The 15,214-nt window shown below is 69.8% G+C and carries 17 protein-coding genes; 10 read left to right on the forward strand and 7 right to left on the reverse strand.

The features are described 5' to 3' along the window. The first annotated feature begins 217 nt into the window (after positions 1–217). From ACIP82_RS30310 to ACIP82_RS30325, 4 genes are all read left to right on the forward strand, one after another. Positions 218–1,423, forward strand: a complete 1,206-nt coding sequence (locus tag ACIP82_RS30310) for a cytochrome P450 (protein ID WP_363609280.1) — start codon at positions 218–220, stop codon at positions 1,421–1,423. A 315-nt stretch (positions 1,424–1,738) separates the two neighbouring features. Beyond that, the gene (locus ACIP82_RS30315; protein ID WP_400658030.1) at positions 1,739–2,794 is read left to right on the forward strand and encodes a type III polyketide synthase; all 1,056 of its coding nucleotides are present in this window, start codon (positions 1,739–1,741) and stop codon (positions 2,792–2,794) included. A gap of 162 nt (positions 2,795–2,956) precedes the next feature. Next, entirely contained in the window at positions 2,957–4,390 is a 1,434-nt protein-coding gene (locus tag ACIP82_RS30320; RefSeq protein ID WP_400658032.1) for an MFS transporter, read from the forward strand. Positions 4,391–4,447: 57 nt separating this feature from the next. Then, positions 4,448–5,074, forward strand: a complete 627-nt coding sequence (locus ACIP82_RS30325; protein WP_363609286.1) for a cysteine hydrolase — start codon at positions 4,448–4,450, stop codon at positions 5,072–5,074. Here the strand turns inward: ACIP82_RS30325 and ACIP82_RS30330 are convergent. Further along, positions 5,071–5,520, reverse strand: a complete 450-nt coding sequence (locus tag ACIP82_RS30330; RefSeq protein WP_363609288.1) for a MarR family transcriptional regulator — start codon at positions 5,518–5,520, stop codon at positions 5,071–5,073. The two genes, ACIP82_RS30325 and ACIP82_RS30330, sit on opposite strands and share 4 nt — an antisense overlap. A gap of 331 nt (positions 5,521–5,851) precedes the next feature. Between ACIP82_RS30330 and ACIP82_RS30335 the strand changes: the two genes are divergently transcribed. After that, a complete protein-coding gene (locus ACIP82_RS30335) occupies positions 5,852–6,172 on the forward strand; it encodes a hypothetical protein (RefSeq protein ID WP_400658035.1) in 321 nt (106 codons plus the stop codon). A 261-nt stretch (positions 6,173–6,433) separates the two neighbouring features. Here the strand turns inward: ACIP82_RS30335 and fxlM are convergent, their stop codons facing one another. The 4 genes from fxlM to ACIP82_RS30355 all read right to left on the reverse strand — a co-directional run bounded on the left by fxlM (position 6,434) and on the right by ACIP82_RS30355 (position 8,875). Continuing rightward, positions 6,434–7,639, reverse strand: coding sequence for a methyltransferase, FxLD system (fxlM, locus tag ACIP82_RS30340; protein ID WP_400658038.1), 1,206 nt, complete (start codon positions 7,637–7,639; stop codon positions 6,434–6,436). A 287-nt stretch (positions 7,640–7,926) separates the two neighbouring features. Further along, complete coding sequence (locus tag ACIP82_RS30345; RefSeq protein WP_400658041.1) at positions 7,927–8,124, reverse strand: hypothetical protein; 198 nt, start codon at positions 8,122–8,124, stop codon at positions 7,927–7,929. Then, positions 8,121–8,405, reverse strand: a complete 285-nt coding sequence (locus ACIP82_RS30350) for a hypothetical protein (protein WP_363609296.1) — start codon at positions 8,403–8,405, stop codon at positions 8,121–8,123. Before ACIP82_RS30350 ends, ACIP82_RS30345 begins: the two co-directional genes overlap by 4 nt. Further along, entirely contained in the window at positions 8,402–8,875 is a 474-nt protein-coding gene (locus ACIP82_RS30355; RefSeq protein WP_400658043.1) for an ATP-binding protein, read from the reverse strand. Before ACIP82_RS30355 ends, ACIP82_RS30350 begins: the two co-directional genes overlap by 4 nt. A 260-nt stretch (positions 8,876–9,135) precedes the next feature. Here ACIP82_RS30355 and ACIP82_RS30360 point away from each other — a divergent pair, with 260 nt between their 5' ends. From ACIP82_RS30360 to ACIP82_RS30370, 3 genes are all read left to right on the forward strand, one after another. Then, positions 9,136–9,990: a helix-turn-helix domain-containing protein gene (locus ACIP82_RS30360; protein WP_400658046.1), complete on the forward strand. Its 855-nt coding sequence runs from the start codon at positions 9,136–9,138 to the stop codon at positions 9,988–9,990. Beyond that, positions 9,987–10,196, forward strand: coding sequence for a DUF397 domain-containing protein (locus ACIP82_RS30365; protein ID WP_400658048.1), 210 nt, complete (start codon positions 9,987–9,989; stop codon positions 10,194–10,196). The genes ACIP82_RS30360 and ACIP82_RS30365 overlap by 4 nt, the downstream gene beginning before the upstream one ends. An 88-nt stretch (positions 10,197–10,284) precedes the next feature. Beyond that, the gene (locus tag ACIP82_RS30370; protein ID WP_400658051.1) at positions 10,285–10,494 is read left to right on the forward strand and encodes a DUF397 domain-containing protein; all 210 of its coding nucleotides are present in this window, start codon (positions 10,285–10,287) and stop codon (positions 10,492–10,494) included. 168 nt (positions 10,495–10,662) lie between these two features. Here ACIP82_RS30370 and ACIP82_RS30375 read toward each other — a convergent pair whose 3' ends face one another. After that, positions 10,663–11,013, reverse strand: a complete 351-nt coding sequence (locus ACIP82_RS30375; protein WP_400658053.1) for a hypothetical protein — start codon at positions 11,011–11,013, stop codon at positions 10,663–10,665. A 446-nt stretch (positions 11,014–11,459) separates the two neighbouring features. Then, complete coding sequence (locus ACIP82_RS30380; protein WP_363609308.1) at positions 11,460–11,957, reverse strand: MarR family winged helix-turn-helix transcriptional regulator; 498 nt, start codon at positions 11,955–11,957, stop codon at positions 11,460–11,462. A 97-nt stretch (positions 11,958–12,054) separates the two neighbouring features. Between ACIP82_RS30380 and ACIP82_RS30385 the strand changes: the two genes are divergently transcribed. Together ACIP82_RS30385 and ACIP82_RS30390 are read left to right on the forward strand one after the other, a co-directional pair. Beyond that, positions 12,055–12,438, forward strand: coding sequence for a hypothetical protein (locus tag ACIP82_RS30385; protein WP_363609310.1), 384 nt, complete (start codon positions 12,055–12,057; stop codon positions 12,436–12,438). Between the two features lie 846 nt (positions 12,439–13,284). Next, positions 13,285–15,081, forward strand: coding sequence for a Scr1 family TA system antitoxin-like transcriptional regulator (locus ACIP82_RS30390; RefSeq protein WP_400658057.1), 1,797 nt, complete (start codon positions 13,285–13,287; stop codon positions 15,079–15,081). Positions 15,082–15,214: the final 133 nt, after the last annotated feature.

Genomic DNA, 15,214 nt, shown 5'->3' on the forward strand with positions numbered 1-15,214 from the left:
GGGTGCCCCCGCCCCTGCGCCACGCGACACGCGCGACACCCCGACACGGGCGACACGCCGGGCCCGGCCGCCACGACTGATCAGCACGGATGAATTACCGGCCGCTGCGGGCCTCATCCGGTATACGCGGGCCGCCGGTCGGGTACCCGTGTCCCGTTCACCCCCCAGCCCCACCCCCACATAATCCGGCCCTCCGAACCATGTCCTGGAGATCCGCATGACCACCGGCTCCAACGCGCGCACGTGCCCCTTCGACTTCGCCGACGCCCTCGAGTTCGACCCGACCCTCAGGGAGCTCCAGACACAGGAGTCAGTCTCCCGAATCCGACTGCCCTACGGCGAAGGGGAGGCGTGGCTGGTCACCGGCTACGACGACGTTCGCACCGTGACCACCGACCGGCGTTTCAGCCGCGCCGGCGTCATCGGCAAGGACTTCCCCCGGATGACCCCCGAGCCGATCGTCCAGGCCGAGGCGATCAACGTCATGGACCCGCCGGACAGCAGCCGGCTGCGAAGCCTGGTGTCCAAGGCGTTCCAGCCCGAACGCATCGAGCGGATGCGCGCCCGCACCCAGCACGTGGTGGACGGGCTGCTGGACCGGATGGCTCAACAGGGCCACCCGGCCGACCTCATGGAGCACCTCGCCCACCCGCTGCCGCTGATCACGATCTGCGAGGTCCTGGAGATCCCCGAGGCCGACAGCCCGCAACTGCGCGCCCACGCCCGGACGATGATGAACGTCACGGCCCAGAACCGCCCCGACGCGGTACGGGCCAAGTCCGACCTGCGCGCCTACTTCGCCGAACTGACCGCGCGGCGGCGCCGCGACCCCGGCGAGGACCTGATCAGCGCGCTGGCCACGGCCCGGGACGGCGACATGGTCCTGGACGACAAGGAACTGACCGTCATGGCCATGGTTCTGCTGATCACCGGCCAGGACACCACGACCTACGAGATCGGCAACCTCGCCTACGCCCTCCTCACCCGGCCCGACGAGCTCGCCCTGCTGCGCGAGCGGCCCGAGATGCTCCCGCAGGCCCTCCAGGAGCTGCTGCGCTTCATCCCCTTCCGCAAGGGCGTCGGCATCCCCCGAACGGCCCTGGAGGACGTCGAGCTGGGCGGGGTGACCATCCGGGCGGGCGACATCGTGCACGTCTCCTACCTGACCGCCAACCGCGACGGCCGCAAGTTCGACCGGCCCGACGAGCTGGACTTCGAACGCACCAGCCCGCCCCACATGACCTTCGGCTGGGGCGCCCACCACTGCCTCGGTGCCCCGCTCGCGACCGCCGAACTGGAGGTCGCCATCGGAACGCTCCTGGAGCGCTTCCCCCGCCTCGCGCTGGCGAAGCCCGCCGACGAGGTGCAGTGGAACACCACCTCGATCTGGCGGTACCCCCTCGCCCTCCCCGTCGTCTGGTGACGGCCGCACCCCCGGGCGCACCGCGCCCGGGGGTGCGCGCCGAACTCGCGGACGCATGCCGCCCGGCATGCGTCCGCGAGCCGTCTCCCGTAGATTGACTAAGGTGCCCAGGACCGGCCCCACCGCGGCACAGACGGCCCGTACGACGGGAACGCGGCCCTCCGGACGGCCGGCCCTCCGCCCCTCGGCTCACGCGAGGTCCACCACGCACAGGCGCGGCCGCGCAGCGTACCTCCGCAGCGGCTTCCGCCCATCGGTGGACACCGGAAGCGGTCAGGGCCGCGCCGGGACAATCGTCCGCCAGGAGGACATCTCATGGCAGTTCTGTGCAAACCGGCGATCGCCGTCCCCGAATACGTCATCACCAACGAGGAAACCCTCGAACTCGCCCGCAGGATCCACCGCGGCCACCCCCAACTCGACCTGGCCCTGCGCCTGATCGAGCACACCGGTGTACAGAAGCGGCACCTGATCCAGCCCATCGAGACGGTCCTGCGCCACCCCGGACTCGACGAGCGCAGCACCGTCTACGAAGCCCAGTCCAAGGCCCGCGTGCCCGCCGTGGTCTCCCGCGCCCTGGAGACCGCTCAACTCGAGCCGACGCAGATCGACTTGATTATTTATGTGTCCTGCACGGGCTTCATGATGCCCGCCCTGACGGCCTGGCTCATCAACAAGATGGGCTTCCGCCCGCAGACCCGCCAGATACCCATCGCCCAACTCGGCTGCGCGGCAGGCGGTGCGGCGATCAACCGCGCCCACGACTACTGCACCGCCCACCCCGACGACAATGTGCTGATCGTGGCCTGCGAGTTCTGCTCGCTGTGCTACCAGCCCACCGACATCGGCGTGGGCTCACTCCTGTCCAACGGCCTGTTCGGGGACGGAATCGCCGCCGCCGTGGTCAAGGGCACCGGCGGCCACGGGGTCCGTCTGGAACGCAACGGCTCCTACCTCATCCCCAATACCGAGGACTGGATCTCCTACGCCGTCCGCTCCACCGGCTTCCACTTCCTGCTCGACAAGCGGGTACCGGGCACGATGGAGGACCTCAGCCCGGCCCTGCGCGCCCTCGCGGAGGAACACCACTGGAACGTCGGCAAGCTCGACTTCTACATCGTCCACGCGGGCGGCCCCCGGATCCTGGACGACCTCAGCCGCTTCCTCGACGTGCCGCGCGAGGCGTTCCGCTTCAGCCGCGCCACGCTCACCGAGTACGGCAACATCGCCAGCGCCGTCGTCCTCGACGCCCTGTCCCGCATGTTCGACGAACAGTCCGCCTTCGAAGGCCACCGCGGCCTGCTCGCCGGCTTCGGCCCCGGCATCACCGCCGAAATCGCCCTCGGCACCTGGTCGGCCCCCGGCAGCTAGGCCGCCCGCTCCGGAGGCACGGCCCCGGCGTCCTCCACGGGGTCACCACTCCACAAGTAGGCAGGCTACCTGCTAATATTTGTCAGGTGGCCTGCCTACTTTCGCCGGGATCTCCACGGTGGGCCCGCCTGTCGCGGAGGTCCCGGAGGACGGAGTCGTGTCGTGTCTGTCGCCGGTGACACCAGTGTTCCGCAGCGAGCGGTCGGGGGCGGTCCGGCCGTGGGCGATCCCTTCGGCAGGCGCTTCGTGGCACCGCTGTACCTGGGGGCCGCGCTCAATCCGGTCAACAGCTCGATCATCGCGACGGCGCTGGTCCCGCTTGCCGCGGCCCTGCACATCCCCGTCGGGGACACCGCGATCCTGATCTCCTGCCTCTACCTCACCAGTGCGCTGGCCCAGCCCGCCGCCGGGCGTCTCGCCGAGGTGTTCGGGCCCCGCCGGGTATTCCTCGCGGGCATCGTGCTGGTGCTCGCGGCCGGGGTCGTCGGGTCGCTGGCCCACTCGCTGCCGGCGCTGATCGGCGCCCGGGTGCTGATCGGCGCGGGCACCTCGGCGGGCTACCCGTCCGCGATGCTGCTGATCCGCCGCCACGCACAGGGCGCCGGCCAGGACGGCCCCCCGCGCGGGGTGCTCGGCGGCCTGGCGGTCACCGGATCCGCCACCGTCGCCGTCGGCCCCGCCATCGGCGGGTTACTGGTCGGGTCGTTCGGCTGGCAGACCGCCTTCTGGATCAACATCCCGTTCGCGGCGGTGGCCCTCGTCCTGGCGCTGGCCGGGATCGCGCCGGACCCCGCTCCCGTGCGCACCGGATCGGTGCGCGCCCTGGCCACCCGCCTCGACCTGCTCGGCATGGTGGGCTTCGGCGGCGTGCTCACCGCCCTGGTGGTCCTCCTCTCCGCCCTGCCGCGCCCGGACTGGCCGGCGCTCGCCGCCACCCTCCTTCTCGCCGCGGCACTCACCGGGTGGGAGCTGCGCGCCCGCCACCCGTTCCTCGACGTCCGCCTGCTCGCCGCCAACGGCGCCCTGACCCGCACCTATGTGCGCAACGGCCTGACGCTGCTGGGCACGTACGTGATCCTGTACGGACTCACCCAGTGGCTGGAGGCCGCCCGCGGACTGTCCGCCTACCAGGCCGGGCTGGTCCTGCTGCCGATGGGCGTGCTGTCCGCGCTGACCGCCCGGGTGGTGTCGCGGCGGGCGGGGGTGCGGTTGCCGCTGATCGCCTGCGCGGTGCTGCTGCTCGTCGGGGCGGGGGCCGTGCTCTTCGTGGACGGCGGCACCCCGATGGCCGCGGTCGTCGCCGCGAGCGCGGTGTTCGGCCTGACCTCCGGCGCCGGGTCGGTCGCCAACCAGACCGTCCTCTACCAGGAGGCCCCCGCCGCCACGGTCGGCACCGCCTCCGGACTGCTCCGCACCTTCGGCTACGTCGGATCCATCGCCTCGGCCGCGATCACCGGCACCGCCTTCCACCGCGGCGTGGACGACAGCGGGCTGCACCACATCGCGTGGGTGCTGGTACTGATCGCCGTCCTCGTCCTCGTCCTGACCGTGTGCGACCGTCGGCTGGCCCGGGCCGACCGGCAGCAGGCGGATTGACTCCGCACCGACCAGGGCCCGAATCCCGCCGTGCCAAGAGAAAGCAGGTTCATCGAGATGACCACCGACATGACCGCCGCCGCGAACACCGCCGCGGCAATGGACCCGGCCCGTACCGCGCTGTTGCTGATGGACTTCCAGCCCCTCGTGCTGGGCGCCGTCCCCGACCCGGAGGGTGTGCTCGCCCGCGCGGGCGAGGCGCTGGCCTGGGCCCGCACCCACGGTGTGCAGGTCGTCTTCGTACGCGTCGCGCTCACCGAGGAGGACGCCGCTGCCGTGCCCGCCCGCAACAAGACCTTCGCCCAGGTCGCCGCGGCCGGATCCCTCACTGACGGCACCTCCACGACGGCGGTGCACCCGTCCCTGGAGATCCGGGAGCAGGACCTGGCCGTGCGCAAGATCCGGTTCAGCGCGTTCGCCGGCGACACCGATCTGCGCGCCGAGCTGGGCGCGCGGGGTGTGGACACCCTGGTGCTCGCCGGGCTCTCCACCAGTGGCGTGGTGCTGTCGACCCTTCGGCAGGCGGCCGACGAGGACTACCGCCTCTTCGTGCTGGCCGACGCCACCGCCGACCCCGACCCGGAGGTGCACCGGGTGCTCACCGAGAAGGTCTTCCCGCGCCAGGCTGAGGTCGTCGCCACCGCGGAACTCGCCGCACTGAGCACGGCCGCTGAGCCGGTTTAGCGTTCGGAGTCCGCCAGCCGGTTCATGATCTCCGCAGCCCGCTGGAGCGTCCTGCGCTCCTCGGCCCGGAGCATGGAGCCGATCGCGCCGGACAGCCAGGCCTCCCGCGCCGCCGGGATCCGCTCGCACAGCTCCTGCCCGGCACGGGTCGCGCTGACCAGGGACTTGCGCCCGTCGTTCGGGTCCTTGGCGGTGGCGACCAGCCCGCCGTCGCGGAGCGCGGCCAGCGTCTCCGCCATCGACTGCCGCCGGACGTGCTCGGCCTGGGCGAGCTCGCTCGCGGTCATCGGACCGTTCTGCACGATCCGGTGCAGGGTGGTCAGGTGGGACCAGTTCCACGGCAGGTCGTCGATCGGGGCCTCGGTGCGCAGCCGTGCCCGCAACCGCGTCATGGCCCGCATCAGCTCGACGGCGGTGCCCTCGGGCGGAACCGGTTCGCTACTCACCGGGCCAGCATAGGACAGGGCCCAGGCCGCCTGAGCAGGGCCGCGACCCGGGTGCCCACCCGGCCGGCCTCTCGACCGGTCACGCGACCGTGGCGAAATCTCGGGAACCGAAGTGATCGTTTCTTCGGTCGACACGGCTGAAGGTGAGCTCGGTGGCAGCGCCAGAAGTCGGCCGGTCCGACTTCTGGCGCGGTGGCGCGGTGGTTGTCGGCGGGGAGGCAAGGGGATGCGGGAGTCACAGGCACGGGGCGCGTCGGCTTCCTCCGCGCCGGGGTGTGGGTGGTACCTGCTGGCTCCCGCCCTCTCGGGCGTCGGTGTGTGCGTCGGCACGGTGTGGACCGTCAGGTCGTGGGCGGGCTGCCCGCTCGGAAACAACTTCAGCAACAACATCGGGCTGCAGATGATGACGATGCCTGCGGTCTGGCTCTGCATGACCCTGCTGCTGTTTCTCCTCCAACTCGCCCTGCGGAGGCGGCCCCTCCCGGGCGGGCGGGCCACCAGGTGGCTCGCGCCCTTCGCCGCCGCCGTCCTGCTGACCCTGGTGTACCGGATCGGCATGGACTGGCCGTACTTCCCGCCGGACAGCGCGTGCCTGGAGGGCTATCCGCTCTTCCCGTTCACCGGCAAGACCGGCCCGCGCTTCAGCCTGTGATACCGGGCCCGCACTTTCGGCCGTCAGGGCCGCCCGAGGGCCCGGTAGGTCCATCCGGCGGCCCGCCGGCGGACGGGGTCGAGGGTGGCCACGGCCGTCGACGATGCGGGAGACGGCGGCGCGGGCGGCGACGGCCTCCAGGACGCGTTGGCGGACGCGGGCCGAGGCTTCGGGGAGCCACTGCGCGAACTCGGCTTCGAGGCAGCGGCGTTCGGACCGGAGGAGGCGGGTGACCGGGCCCCGAGACGGGGCCCGGGAGTCTCAGTGCCAGGTCGCCGTGACGATGCCGTGGCGTCGCAGGACGGCGTTCTGGGGCAGGGGGGTGGGCGCGGGGCCCGGCAGGTAGCGGAAGGTTGCGGCTCCCCGGTGGCGGTGGTCGTGGGCCCAACGCCGCAGCAGCGCTACGTACTCGTCCACGAGCGCTTCGGCCCCGGGCCCGTGGGCGATCACGCAGCTCTCGAAGCCGCCGGTGTCCTCGTTCTCCCGGCGGGTGCGGTAGGCGATGCTGTCCTCGCTCACCAGGGCGGGCACCCCGAACAGCGCGGACGCCTCCACCACGCCGCACTCCACCACGTCGTTGGAAGCGTGCAGGCGGGCCGGGCTGGAAAGGTTGAGCGTGAGGTACAGCTCCAGCTCGTCGGGCAGGTCGTACGCCGCTCCGGACCAGCGTTCCAGCCTGGGCGTATCCAGTACGCCGTTCAGCGCCTGGGCGTTGAGCGGCACCCGTACGTCGTCGGTCTGCAAGGCCACGCCCTCCCGCAGCATCGCCTTGCGTTCCTCGGCTGCCCCTTCGCCCTGCATGGGCACGAATCGGGCCAGGCTGTACGAACGGCTGACCAGGCCGTCGCCGTCGCGGTCGAAGGCGATCGAGCGGGTCGTGCCGCACAGTGTCAGCGGCACGACGAGGCGCCCGGCCGCCGTCAGCCCACGGATCCACGACGGGGGGATGTCCCACGCGGCCGCCGTCACCATGATCCGGTCGTACGGGGCGCCGTCGGGCACACCGCTCTCACCGTCGGCCAGGACCGTCCGCACCTGCGGGTATCCGGCGCCGTCCAGGCACCGCCGGGCCCGGTCGATGACATCGCGGTCGATGTCGACGGTGGTGACCTCGCCCTGCTTGCCGACGAGTTCCTGCAGATAGGCGGCGTTGACGCCGCCGGAGCCGATTTCCAGGACCTTCATGCCGGGTTCGACGCCGGCCTGCTCCAGCATCACGGCCTGGAGGTGGGCCGCGGACATGACGCTGAGCTCCAGGCCGTTCTCGTCCCTCTTGACCGGCACGGTGCGGTGCAGGTCGTAGACGACCTCCACGGGCGCGTCCGGCGCGAACCGGTGACGGGGCACTGCCGCGAAGGCGGCGGCGACGGGCTCGGACTTGATCCCGTCCTGGTCACGGAGTGCACGGACCATGCTCGCGCGTAGCACGTCGGGATCGCGGGCCGGTGAGTCATCAATGGCAGTCATCCGATTACCTGTTTCTGTCGGGAGGTTGGTGCTTGCGGCAGCCCGGCTCGGCGCGGTGCTCAGCGAGGACGCTAGCCAGGGCGCCAGGCCTTGCGGGCGGATACGCGACGCCTGAAGGGGTGGCCTTCGGAGTTCGGCCGAAAAGCAGTCCCGGGATCGGGGCCCGTTCGCGTCGGGGGTGGTCGCATCCGGGTGGAACCTCGTCCCGTGCCGTGCGCCGTCAGCGCTCGGGGGCCGGCACGGGAGTGTGCCGGCCACAACTGGTCGGGGCTCGGCGGCCTCCCGCGTCAGCGGGGGTCGTCGGCGATGGCTTTCAGGACGCGTTGGCGGACGCGGGCCGAGGCTTCGGGGAGCCACTGCGCGAACTCGGCTTCGAGGCGGCGCCGTTCGGCCCGGAGGAGGCGAGCCACCGGGGCACGGGAGCAGTGGAGGAACCACCAGTCGCCCGGGGCGTGGCGCAGCCGGAACGGTCTGCCGCGGATCATCGGTCACCTTCCGGGGCGGTCCAGCGGATGCGCAGGTGGTGAACGCTCTCGGGGAGGACCACCGGCAGCGACAGCGGGCCGGTGTGGTTGAGGTACTCGACGACGAAGCGTTCGGCGCTGGGGCCGGTGAGGTAGCGCTCGAACCACTCCCACTGGGGCCTGCCGAGAGAGCGGAACTGGAGGGAGAACCAGAGCGCGGAGAGCGCCTTGGGGAGGAGGAAGTAGATCGTCGGCGGCATGATGCCGGTGATCTCGGCCGTGACCAGGCGGTTGTCCCTCACGCGACGGCCTCCGCGCGGTCGGCCGGCGGAGCGCACTCGCACCAGACGATCTTCCCGATGGGGAAGCGGGGGCAGCATCCCCAGCGCTGGGAGAGGGACTTGACCAGCAGCAGGCCGCGCCCCGACTCGTCGTCCGCGCCGGTTGCAGCGCGAATCACCGGTTCGCGCTCCCCTCGGGCGTCGTGCACCTCGATGCGGAGGCGGAGGTCGTTCACGTCGAGCGCGAGCCAGATCTTGTTGTCGACGGGCGTGCCGTGGAGGACGGCGTTGGTCACCAACTCGCTGACCAGCAACAGCCCGTCCTCGGCGAAGCGCTGACCGCCGGGGAAGCCGGCGAGCAGCTTCTCCAGGTGACGACGGGCCCCCTCGGGCGAACGCCGACTGCGGGGCAGCCAGCAGCTACTGCTCACGGAGGGGTTGGGGGCAGGGGTGGGGGTGGGGGTGGGGAGCTTGTGGGGGGTTTGAGGCATGGCGGAGCCACCTTCCGAAGTACAGGGAGTTGAAGGCGTGGTGAGGCCAAGCAGCAGCCCGGCCGGGGCAAAGGGATGCCCGGCCGGCAGCTCGCTTGATCACTCAGGCGAACCGTTGGGCTACTCCGTGTAGCATGCCCTTGAACAGTGATTGCATGCAACTGCTTCCATCTGGCAATTGCTTGATCTAGAAAGAGGATTGAGCCCCAGGAGGAGGTGGCAGACTATGCAAGGAACCAACCAGCCAGGGAGTGTGACGAGTGGGCAGTCCGACCGTGCTGCGGCGTAGGCTCGGCGGCGAGCTTGGCAAGTTGCGCGCATCGCGCGAGCTGAACGCCAAGGATGTGGCCGCTGCGCTCGGCTGGTCCGCTTCGAAGCTGAGCCGCATCGAGAGCGGCCAAGTCCCGCTACAAGAACGAGATGCCGCGAAGCTGCTGACTCACTACGGCGTGAGTTCACCCGATGAGGTGAAGCACTTCCTCAGTCTGACCCGGCAGAGCCGGCAGCAGGGCTGGTGGCACGCCTACGGTGATGCGCTGCCGGAGTGGTTCCGCGCCTATGTGGGCTTCGAATCGGACGCGGCGAAGATCGCCACGTATCAATGCGAGTTGGTCCCGGGACTGCTTCAGACCGAGAAGTACGCGCGGCATGTCATCAGGGCGATGAATCCGACCGAGTCAGCTGACGGAGTGGAACGAAGAGTTGCACTCCGCATGGAGCGTCAGCACATCCTCGATCGCCCCGACCCGCCTCAGTTCTGGGCCATCATCGGCGAGGCCGTCATACGGCGACCAGTAGGTGGCGTTCCCGCCATGAGCGAGCAGTTGAACCATCTCGCGACCATGGCGGACGAACGACCCAACATCACGATCCAAGTGCTCCCGTTCTCGGCCGGAGCACATGCGGCCATGGGCGCATCGTTCTCCGTGCTGTCGTTCAGCGACATCCCGGGGAGCGTGGCCTACACCGAAGCAACGACCAGCAGTATCTACACGGAGCGGCAGTCTGAGGTTGAGCGCCACGAGGACGCGTTCCTACACCTCATGGCATCTTCGGTCCAACCCGAGAAATCCATCTCATGGTTGAGGAAAGTCGCAAAGGAGTACACGGAATGAAGCAGAGCTTCCAGGGCGTCCGGTGGCGCAAGAGCACATACAGCAACGGCCAAGGCGACTGCGTCGAGATCGCCGACGGTTTCACCGGAGTAGTCCCTGTGCGAGACAGCAAGGACCCCAACGGACCCGCGCTGGCCTTCAGCACCGACGGCTGGCAGGCGTTCGTCGCTGGCGTCCGCGCCGGCGAATTCGCCGCCCGTTCCTGAACTTCCCCTCCTCCGTGGGCCCTGCGCCACGGCGTAGGGCCCACGAAATCCATACAGGCCTCGGCAGTACAAGCGGGAGCAGGAGGACATGAACGTGGCAACCGACCTGACATGGCGCAAGAGCAGTTACAGCGGCAGTGAAGGCGGCAACTGCATCGAGGTTGCCGAGAGCCTTCGGGGTGCCGTGCCAGTGCGAGACAGCAAGGACCCCGACGGGCCCGTGCTGCCCTTCACCACCCACAGCTGGCAGGCCTTCGTCGCCGGCATCCGCGCCGGGGACTTCCCCGGCCACCTCTGATCAGCCTCCGTTCAGCAGCCCCGCGCCACGGTGGCGCGGGGCTGCTGCATGCCCAGGCCGCCCGGGGGTGAGATGATCGGCCCGACCCGGCGTGGGGCGAGGTGGAAGAGGCCTCACCTCGCGCCGGGTCGCCGCCGTCCGGACGAGGAGAGCTGAACGCGCCCGCTCTCAGCAGCTGATGTACCTCATCGAGAGGGAGGTGAAGTGCGCGCCCGACGGCGCGTAGAGGGTGAACGCGCGGGACTTCCCCTTGCCGCCCGCCCAGTTGCTGTCGGCGTGGCCCCCGTTCGAGAGATTGCCCTGCACGTAGGGACAGCGGCCGTCCGCCTTGGTGTCGTGCACGGTGCCGATGACCTTGGTGTTGTTGTTGCACCACTTTCCGTTGGCGTAGCCCTCGCCCGAGCTGATGCTCCAGTTGTTGGTGCAGGAGTCGGCGGGCGTGGCCGCCGAGGCGGCGGGGGCGCCGACGACCGGCACCAGCAGGGCGGCCAGGGCCACGGCCCCGGTTCCGAACCTCACGAGAACAGCACGGCTCTTGGACACGAGTTCCCTCCACAGGTAGGTCAGCACGAGGCCCGACCGGCCGCGGCAGTCCCCCCGCGGATTCGTCCTCGGCACTCTTCGAGAGTGACGAGACCGACAAATGGCGTCAACACCGAAATAGAGCGGATGTCCGTTTCGCGGCAACGGGCGGAAGCACCCGTTTCCCACGCAAGCCGGGAAAGTGCTCCGCACTCTCTTCGGCGCGCTCCTGTGCGAATCCGCGACAACTGGTAAAACCCAGCCCTGCAACGGGAAAAGGAACGTTCGGCTGCCCGGCGGGGAATGTCAGGGCCCGAACAGCCGGGCCCCGACGCATGGCCGCGCTCGCCGACACGTTCGGGCCGACCACGCTCTCCACCCTTGCAGAGCAAGTGGCCCTCGATCGACCGGGTCACCGCTCCGCCGGCCAACGTCGCGCGGGCTCAGTCGCGGTCGCCCCCTTCGGCGACTGCGGCCTCGTACGCGAGCAGTGTCTCCACGAACATCCGCCGCTGCTCCGGCGTCAGCGGCTCCAGCGCCTTCCGCCAGGCGGCCGCCCCCGGGGCCAGCCAGCCGGCGATGGCGGGCCGATGCCCGGGGGCGATGCCGACGATTCGACGACGTCGGTCGGCCTCGTCCTCACGCCGCTCCAGAACGCCCATCCGGCTCAGCTCGCTGACCATCAGGCTCACCGTCGTCGGCGCGACCTCCAGCCGGGCGGCCAGCTCGTTGACGGTCATCGGCCCGTCGAACAGCAGGTACGACAGCAGCGACAGGTGTCGTGGCGCCAGCGGGAACGACCGCAGCGCCTCGGGAACGGGGATCCTCTTCACCCGGCCGACCATCCGGGGCATGAGCAGCAGCAACGCCCTGACCGCGTCGTCGGCCCCACCGCCGCCGGGCCAACTGCCCCCGGTTTCCCGCGCCTTCGGCGTTGACATCACGCACTCCCGTCCACTTACCTTTGAAAGCAAAGATGTTTTACATGCAAAGCGAACGCGCACCCATGGTACGAACCGACCCGAACGGAGCTCCGCCATGCCGCACCTCAGCCTGCACCTCCGCGAGGAAACCCTCGACGGAACCGTCGAACCGAAGCTCATCGGCGCCCTGACCGCCGCCGTCACCTCCGTCTACGGCGAGGAGGTCCGCCCCCTGGTCGCCGTAGAGCTGATCGGCGTCCCGCAACACCGTCGGGGCATCGGCGGCACCCCCACCAACGACGACGCCCCGCTGGTCACCCTCGCCATGCGCGAGGCCGCCTACCACCTCACCCACGTCCCGGACGCGCCCACCAGGCTGGTCACCGCCATCACGGACGCCGTCGCCGGGGTACTGGGCGACGGCGTCCGGGCACAGACCATGGTGACCGTCGAAGGGGTCCCGGCCGGCCGCAGCGGAGTGGCCGGAGAGACGGCCTGAGCGCACGGCAGGACCACCCCCTGACAGCCGCTCCCGGCGCGCACCGGGTACTCAACCCGGTACCCGCGGATGACGTCATCCGCGACAGCACCGAAGCACACCGGCGCTCCGGCCCGTCGACGGCCCTCCAACAGCACGGACGGGGCGGGGCAGGGCAGTTGGAGGTTCACCCCTGCAACAGCACCCAGCCGCCCTTGACCCGCGAAGGCCGAACCCGTGCGGCCGTGTAGATCGACTCCGCTTCAGTGCTGGGAGTTGAGGCCTTGCTAGAATCATCAAGCACAACCTGGTTGTAATGGTCCCCCATCACGTCCCCTACTGACCGCCCCGCCGCAAAGGCGCTGGTCAGGAGGGCGGATGGTAAGACTTGATCACCGCTCCGGAAGCCCTCGGGAGAGGGCCGGCCCTCTGCTCTCGGAGGGTGAATCCGGTAGGTGGGTTCGTCCGCATCCGGTCAAGGCGCTTGGACGACCCGCGAGTTGGCACGCTCTCGGGCTGCCGTGACGCTCAGTGGGATGGCAGTCCCGCTGAGCGTCTCGCACATCTGGACGCTTGGGAAAGACCGCCGCCGTCGACGGCAGTCGACTCGCAGGGAGGGGTGCACAAGGTCGTCTCCTGCTCGGTTCTCCTCATCACCAGCTCCTCCCGCACGGCAGGCATCGCGCACGGCCCACGAAGACAGCCGAGGCCACACCCAGGGCCGATCAGGGGCAAGGCATGCCTCCGGCCATATCGCCTGAGGGTTCGTCATCAACCGTCCGTTACATCATAGATGACTGTTTCACCGAAGCGAGACAATCCGAGAACAGAGGCGATGGCACCCGCCTGTCGAGCAAGGAGAAGCGCATGGGCCGCCCCCACTCACTCAACGAAACCTCGGGCCCTCTCGCAGAGTTCGCGAGCGAGCTGCGGGCCCTGAGAGAGGCCGCGCACCTCACGGTGGCCGAGACTCATCAGGCCACCGGCATCCCCGTCTCGACGATCTACGCCGCACTCAGCGGGACCAGAACGCCGTCCCGGGAAGTGCTGGCAGTCCTTGTCACCGCATGGAACGGTGACCGCCGGGCATGGGCGGAGCGTCGTCGCGAGCTCAATCTCGAACTCCGGATCGAATCAGGCCTGCACGGCCTCATCGCAGCCGTGTCGGACACCTGCGAGGGCTGTGGAAGCCGGTTCGGCACGCGAAGGCCCGCCGACCGGAAGGGGAGCCGCTGCCCCGGTTGCCACGATCCCGCGCTTCGCGATCGCCGCCCGGACGGCACCACACTCGGCGACCCCGCTTCGGAGCAGCAAGCCCCTGTCCGACACGAGACCCTCACGGCGCTCCTGCTCGCGCTTCGCGAGGCCGCCGGGCAGCCCCCCCTCCGCAAGCTCGCCGCAGACACCGGCATCAGCACCTCCACCCTGAGCCGCGTCCTGAGGGGTAGAGGATCACCACCCTGGCGCGTAGTTGACGCGATGGCCAGGGCACTTGACGCAAGCGCCGATGACCTGAAGGCCCTTCGGCGACTGTGGGAGGCCGACCTTGCCGAGTCGATCGGCGCGCCCGAGAGCGACGCCGATGAAACCGTGGACGCCCTCCAGGCCCGGATAACCGAGCTCAGGCATCAGCTAAGCACCGCCGAAGAGGAGTTGAAACACCTTCAGGAGAAGCCGACTGTTCCGGCGGGAGGCCTCGGCACGGCAACAGGGCCGACCCACCACTCCGCGACCGCTCCACCCCTTCCTCACGGGCCGGCAGCGGAAGCCGGGACCACGAATCCCACAGTGGCGGCGATGCTCCTGGGCGCACGCCTGCGCAGACTCCGTCTGAACCTCGATCTGAAAGCGGCCGCCGACGCTGCCGGTATGTCCGCTTCCAAACTGAGCCGTTTGGAACGCGGCCAGAGCCGCCCGCAGCTGAGCGATGTCCACAGGCTTGCCACGTTCTACCGGCTCCCTCCCGAGGAGGCCGCGGAGCTGGAATCGCTCACCGCGCAGGCGAACCAGCCCGCCTGGTGGCACGACTATCTCGACGTGACACCAGGCTGGCTGACCCGGCTCATGTCACTGGAGACCGTGGCATCCGAGCTGCGGGCCTACGAGGCGCGCGCGGTGCCCGGTCTGCTGCAGACCGAGGACTACGCAAAGGCCGTCCTGGCGCAGAGCCTCGGCGAAGCAGGCCGGACCAGGGCCAACCGCTTGGTCGAGTTGCGCATGGAACGCCAGAGGCGATTCTCGGCAGGCACCACACAGTCGGTGTTCATGCTGGACGAGAGCGTGCTGCACCGTCGGGTCGGGAATTCCGAGGTGATGGCCTCGCAGCTGCAACGGCTGATCGACACGTTCGACAGACCGGGTACGAATGTCCGGATCATCCCTCTCGACAGTGTGGTCGCTCCCTCACTGGCCTCACTCACACACCTAGTGTTCCAAGAGGCCGAACTGGCGGAGATGTTCTATCTGGAACAACCCGACTCGGCGGATTACATCATGGAGTCGGATCCGACACCGGGCCCCTATCGGGATCTCACGGCTCGAACGACACGGCCGGACTTCTACCGGGAGATCCACGTCCGGCTTCTCATGCAGGCCAGGACCAGACAGGAGAGCCTGGCCGCGCTGACGGAGGCCCGCGACCGGTTCTCCCACCAGCCGCCCTGAGCACCGCCCGAGCCGTTCGCCCCGACGGCAGGAGAGAAAGGAGTCGCCCCTCCTCCTGAGGGGCGACTCCGGTAGGGAGATCACTTACATCCGGTCAAGGCGCTTACGTGATCTCGGAGTTGGTCGACCTTCG

The organism is Kitasatospora sp. NPDC088548 (assembly GCF_044753005.1).
GTDB lineage: Bacteria > Actinomycetota > Actinomycetes > Streptomycetales > Streptomycetaceae > Kitasatospora.